Annotated in this window: 7 protein-coding genes; 4 read left to right on the forward strand and 3 right to left on the reverse strand. The window is 44.7% G+C overall.

Annotated elements, in window-relative coordinates; all coding sequences use genetic code 11:
* Window positions 1–431: hypothetical protein (locus tag VN105_RS08050; RefSeq protein ID WP_325639665.1), on the forward strand; the 431-nt coding region annotated here is incomplete at its 5' end.
* A gap of 55 nt (window positions 432–486) precedes the next feature.
* Here VN105_RS08050 and VN105_RS08055 read toward each other — a convergent pair.
* The gene (locus VN105_RS08055; protein WP_325639667.1) at window positions 487–885 is read right to left on the reverse strand and encodes a DoxX family membrane protein; all 399 of its coding nucleotides are present in this window, start codon (window positions 883–885) and stop codon (window positions 487–489) included.
* 87 nt (window positions 886–972) lie between these two features.
* Here VN105_RS08055 and VN105_RS08060 point away from each other — a divergent pair, with 87 nt between their 5' ends.
* Window positions 973–1,818 carry an AraC family transcriptional regulator gene (locus tag VN105_RS08060; RefSeq protein ID WP_325639669.1) on the forward strand — a complete coding sequence of 282 codons (846 nt, stop codon included), beginning with the start codon at window positions 973–975 and terminating at the stop codon, window positions 1,816–1,818.
* Between the two features lie 57 nt (window positions 1,819–1,875).
* Here VN105_RS08060 and VN105_RS08065 read toward each other — a convergent pair whose 3' ends face one another.
* Window positions 1,876–2,157, reverse strand: coding sequence for a hypothetical protein (locus VN105_RS08065; RefSeq protein WP_325639671.1), 282 nt, complete (start codon window positions 2,155–2,157; stop codon window positions 1,876–1,878).
* Between the two features lie 146 nt (window positions 2,158–2,303).
* Between VN105_RS08065 and VN105_RS08070 the strand changes: the two genes are divergently transcribed.
* Window positions 2,304–2,891, forward strand: coding sequence for an SMI1/KNR4 family protein (locus VN105_RS08070; protein WP_325639673.1), 588 nt, complete (start codon window positions 2,304–2,306; stop codon window positions 2,889–2,891).
* Here VN105_RS08070 and VN105_RS08075 read toward each other — a convergent pair.
* Window positions 2,879–3,877, reverse strand: coding sequence for an AraC family transcriptional regulator (locus VN105_RS08075; RefSeq protein ID WP_325639675.1), 999 nt, complete (start codon window positions 3,875–3,877; stop codon window positions 2,879–2,881). The two genes, VN105_RS08070 and VN105_RS08075, sit on opposite strands and share 13 nt — an antisense overlap.
* Window positions 3,878–4,018: 141 nt before the next feature.
* Here VN105_RS08075 and VN105_RS08080 point away from each other — a divergent pair, with 141 nt between their 5' ends.
* Window positions 4,019–4,414: a nuclear transport factor 2 family protein gene (locus tag VN105_RS08080; RefSeq protein ID WP_325639677.1), complete on the forward strand. Its 396-nt coding sequence runs from the start codon at window positions 4,019–4,021 to the stop codon at window positions 4,412–4,414.
* Window positions 4,415–4,746: the final 332 nt, after the last annotated feature.

Consider the following 4,746-nt stretch of genomic DNA (forward strand, 5'->3'; position numbering starts at 1 on the left):
ATGCACAATGCAAAAGCGATATTCTTGCTTTACAGCAGGATATCAATAACAATAAGTTAAATATCCATGTGAACAATCTCAACTTCAAAAAATTACTGGCAATGGTAGACAGCGTAAAAATCATTGACCCGGCGTTGCTTAATAATATGTTATTGAATATGGAAGATGCCATCAGCACTACCACCTTCACCAAAAGCCTTATCCTGGTAAATCAAAATAATGAGGTAATGAGCTTGTATCACTCTTATTATGAAACTTATAACGCGTGGGCATTCCCCTGGGCATTTGATATCAACGGCGTTCGTGGAATGAGCAACGCTATCGAAATCCCCCGGTTTATCCGGGAAGTATTTCCTTCTTTTTTGGAGAGTCCTTATAAAATAGCGGCTTTACGTACCCTGGTTAAAAAGTGCTACATGAGCCCCAAATAATAGCTAAAGAAGAAACAGGATATTATTACACCTGTCTCTTCCTTTCCTGTAGTCGTTATTTTTTTATAAGATGATCCACTGCAATAGTGTTGTATTGGATAAAAACCAGGAGTACGGCGAAGAATGCGGCATGGATCAGTTGGGAAGGTAACGCATCCCAGTTTTCTATCATGGCGGTGCCAAATACCAGGAGCACCATTACCACGCCACCGGCAATAAGGGAAGCCCGGGTAAACAAGCCCACCAGGAGCAACAATCCGATTACAAATTCGGCGACAGGCAAAGCATAGCTGAAAGGTACCACCATCAGGTCCGGCAGCATAGATTTCTCAAAGCTTTTAACCATCCAGGCGCTGAAGCCATTTAATTTGGGGAGCCTTACCAGGCCGTGGCCGAACATACTGGCGGCTACAGCCAGCCGGAACAACAGGAATGCGATAGCGTTATTTTCCATTTGAGTGAAATTTTGTTAAGACAAAGATCTGGCGGAAGCCGGTAAATAATTTGTACTTTCTTAGGATCATTCTGTACTTTTGCAGGTATGTTACAAGAGAATTTATACCAGCCTTTTGAGATCGAATACCGGGAATGTACAGAGTGCCCGATAGATCCGCATAAACACAATTTTTTTGAACTCGTGTATATCGTGGAAGGCAGCGGCATGCAGTGCGTGAACAAGAACCAGCTGCCATACAGCCCCGGGAAACTGTTCCTGGTAATGCCGCAGGACTGTCACTCGTTTGATGTACAGGAATCTACTAAGTTCTTCTTTATCCGCTTTAATAACATCTATCTTCAAAATCAGCATAAAGACTGGATACAGCAACTGGAGTTCATTTTCCAGAATAATAACCATATGCCGGGTTGTATCTTAAAAAACAAAAATGATAAACCACTCGTAAAAGCACTGGTAGAAGCGCTGATCCGCGAACTGGTAAACCAACAGCCTTATCACCGGGAAATGGCCCAGCAAATCGTAAATACCATGATCATGGTAATTGCCCGGAACATCCTGCTGCAAATGCCGGAACAACCTAAACATCCCGCCAAACAGGATGCTTCCATGAATATACTGCGTTATATACATGAAAACATTTATACCCCTGAAAAGCTGCGGGCAGAGCAGATTGCAGCCCACTTTAATATTTCGCCTACTTACCTGAGCGAATATTTTAAACGTAACAACGGCGACAGCCTGCAGCAGTACATTACCCAGTATAAACTGAAACTCGTAGAAACAAGGCTGCAGTACAGCAGTATGCGGGTAGGGGAAATTGCGGATGAACTGGGTTTTACAGATGAAAGCCACCTGAACAGGATGTTTAAAAAATACAGAGGCATCAACCCTTCCGCCTACCGGAAGGAACTTCAATTGCAGGATAACTGACCCGCATAAAAAAGCGCCCGCAATATGCAGGCGCTTTTTACAATACTTTTTCTGTCACTATTCTTCGTCCTCTTCTTCCTCACCATCGTCTTCCAGCCACTCCATGTAAGAGTAGTACCAGTCTTCCAGCTGTTCCAGCAGTTCCTGTTTCTTCTCCGGAGCGCTCTTATAAAATTCTTCCACATTGTCGATTTCATGAATGATATCGATGTAGGCAGTTTCTTCATCTTCTTCCACCCGTTTGGCAAAGAAGCGGGGTTTCTCGGTATGAAAAATATATTCATTTTCCGGATCTGTTACAGGGTCGTCTGCAATGAGAAATTTAGGTAACTGTGCCATAAAGGAGTTATTTACTTTTAATGATGTTGTACGCTTTACAAGAGTTACAAAATTATTGATAATTAGCTTATAAAAAACATGCAGGGGGAATGAATAAATTTATAGATAAAATTTCACATCTTTATAGTCGTTAAAACCCATACCATATGCAGCAATATTGGCTCAGATGGGAAGAATGGATGCAGCGGAACGCCCCCCGGCTGCTCAATATCCTTCGTCCCGGTGTTACTTTTGAAGCGGTGGATTCCCTGGAAAACCTCATAGGAACGGCTATGCCGGCTTCTTTCAAAGCTTTTTATGCTATTCACAACGGCCAGCAAAAGGCCAGGGCCGGCCTGGTGGATGCAGATCAACTACTGAGCGTGGAAGATATCATCACCCAGTGGCATCACTGGAAAAACCTGCTGGACACAGGCACTTTCAATTATCATGATGAACCCATACTTTCCACACCGGATACCGGCATTAAAAACGATTGGTGGAACCCGCTGTGGATCCCTTTTACAGGCGACGGCTTCGGCAATCACCTCTGCATTGACCTGGACCCGGCGCCAGAAGGCAAACACGGGCAAATAATCACTTTCTGGCACGACGACAGCCACCGCGCCGTTGTAGCCGGCTCTTTTGAAGAATGGCTGCAGGACTATCTCAGCGCCATGGAAAAAGGAGCATATATTTTTGTGAAGAAATGGGGAATCGTACACAAAGATACCTTCCTGAACTACAACGACTGATGATACTGTACCGGCGAACTGCCTGTCCACCGCTTGAAAGCCCTCGTAAACGCACTTAGCTCATTATAACCAAGCATCCAGGAAATATCTTTTAAAGGATAATTACCGGAAGAAATATAATACACCGCCAGTGAATGTCGCACCGCATCTGCAATATCCTGATACTTTACACCTTCCTCTTTCAGTTTCCGCTGTAAACTGCGCGGGCTCATGTTAAAATTTGCCGCCATATTGTTCAGCGACGATACGCCAAGATAGGAGTTGGCCAGCAGGTAATTATAGATCCTGTTCTGCAGGGTTTGCGGCTGCCCCTGTGTTTTAGGCAGGCTACTCACTTTTTGCAGTAACAGGTTCTGAAGTTCATAATTGGCCGTTAATAAGGGCTCATCCCAATACCTGCTGCCGAATACCAGCACATATTCTCCTGCCCGTTTGGAAGGTTTACAACGAAAAACACGCTCATACTCCGCCGGGTCGGGAACCGTGTATGCCAGTCGCGCCGCCTGCGGAACAATTTTTTCCAGCAGCAAACCATCCAGTTCATGGATCACCATCATTAATAAAAGATCAATCAATTGCCGGAAAGCATAAGGCGGAGCGGCGCCATAATCCACCACCGGCAACAGCCGTACGGTAAAGTTCCTGGCAGTGCGGGTTACCTCCATCCTGCACTGGTCTGTAACCAGGTGCGTTAAAGCCGCAGCATGTGTGAGCGCGTCTCCTACCGTAGCGCTGCTCCTGATAATTTCGCCTACCACACCCAGGGCTGCGGGTTGCAGCGATTCGCCGAAATGTAATCCAAATAAAGGATCGTTGGTTAACCTGCCTGCATTCAGCCACAGATCCTGCAGCTGCTGTGCGGTAACAGGCGCGGTATGACTCTTTTTCAACGCCCCCAGGTCGATGCCCGCCAGCTTACAAAGCTGCGCGGCATCTACATCACGCTGCACCGCATATGCAATAATACTTAATACCAGCTGTTTCATATAACAAAGGTATTGGCTCTGCAGATTACAAAAATCATTGTGTCGTAAAATGGTAAGTATTTGTCGGCTAAAGATAAATGATAAAGGGTGCGCAGGCGATAGCTTTGCATTATCAATTCATCAACAATAAAAAAATATAAAATGGAACAGCAAACATTACAGGTAGTAACAGATTTTGTAAATGCAGTACAACAGGTAAACCTTGAAAAACTGGGCGCACTGCTGCACCCGGAAATAACCTGGGAACAACCGGGCAATAACCGTTTCTCCGGTATCAAAAAATCCAGCGGGGAAGTATTTCAGATGGTAGGCGGTATGTTTGAAGTATCAGAGAATACCATGTCGCTCCATGCGGTAAAAACCATCGCTGTAAATGGCAACCAGGCGTCTGTAGTACTTACCTGGAAAGCGTCCAGGCCGGGGGCAGAATTGCATACAGATAACGTAGACGTATATACGGTAAAGGATGGAAAAATTGTAGCAGCAAAAATATATGCGGAAGATATCCTGCAGGAAAATACTTTCTGGGGTAACTGATCAAACAATGTATCACGGGTAGCACCTTCCGGGCAACGGGCAGCCTGGAAGGTGTTTTTTATGTACAAATACTTCCCCTGCTGTTACAGGTAACAGTCGCTTTTTTTCTGCATTTGTTAAATAAGGAGAAATCAACTACCGGTTGTGTTCTTATAGCTACGCGTTACTTTTATTCTCCCTGAGGTGTAGGAACAGATAGATACAGACCAATTCGACTACTTCACAGGTGGAGGGTTTACCGTACATGAATATACGAAAATAAAATGATCCTATACGGGGAAAATCCCCGGTATGTACCTTGCAATACGGTAAAAAGAACATTTGTAAAAAAC

Origin of the sequence: Chitinophaga sp. (assembly GCF_035564935.1) — a bacterium.
GTDB lineage: Bacteria > Bacteroidota > Bacteroidia > Chitinophagales > Chitinophagaceae > Chitinophaga.

What these genes read in the sequence shown, in the direction of transcription:
- VN105_RS08055 (WP_325639667.1), bottom strand. Translation starts at nt 885, where the DNA reads ATGGAAAATAACGCTATCGCATTCCTGTTGTTCCGGCTGGCTGTAGCC.
- VN105_RS08060 (WP_325639669.1), top strand. Translation starts at nt 973, where the DNA reads ATGTTACAAGAGAATTTATACCAGCCTTTTGAGATCGAATACCGGGAA.
- VN105_RS08065 (WP_325639671.1), bottom strand. Translation starts at nt 2,157, where the DNA reads ATGGCACAGTTACCTAAATTTCTCATTGCAGACGACCCTGTAACAGAT.
- VN105_RS08070 (WP_325639673.1), top strand. Translation starts at nt 2,304, where the DNA reads ATGCAGCAATATTGGCTCAGATGGGAAGAATGGATGCAGCGGAACGCC.
- VN105_RS08075 (WP_325639675.1), bottom strand. Translation starts at nt 3,877, where the DNA reads ATGAAACAGCTGGTATTAAGTATTATTGCATATGCGGTGCAGCGTGAT.
- VN105_RS08080 (WP_325639677.1), top strand. Translation starts at nt 4,019, where the DNA reads ATGGAACAGCAAACATTACAGGTAGTAACAGATTTTGTAAATGCAGTA.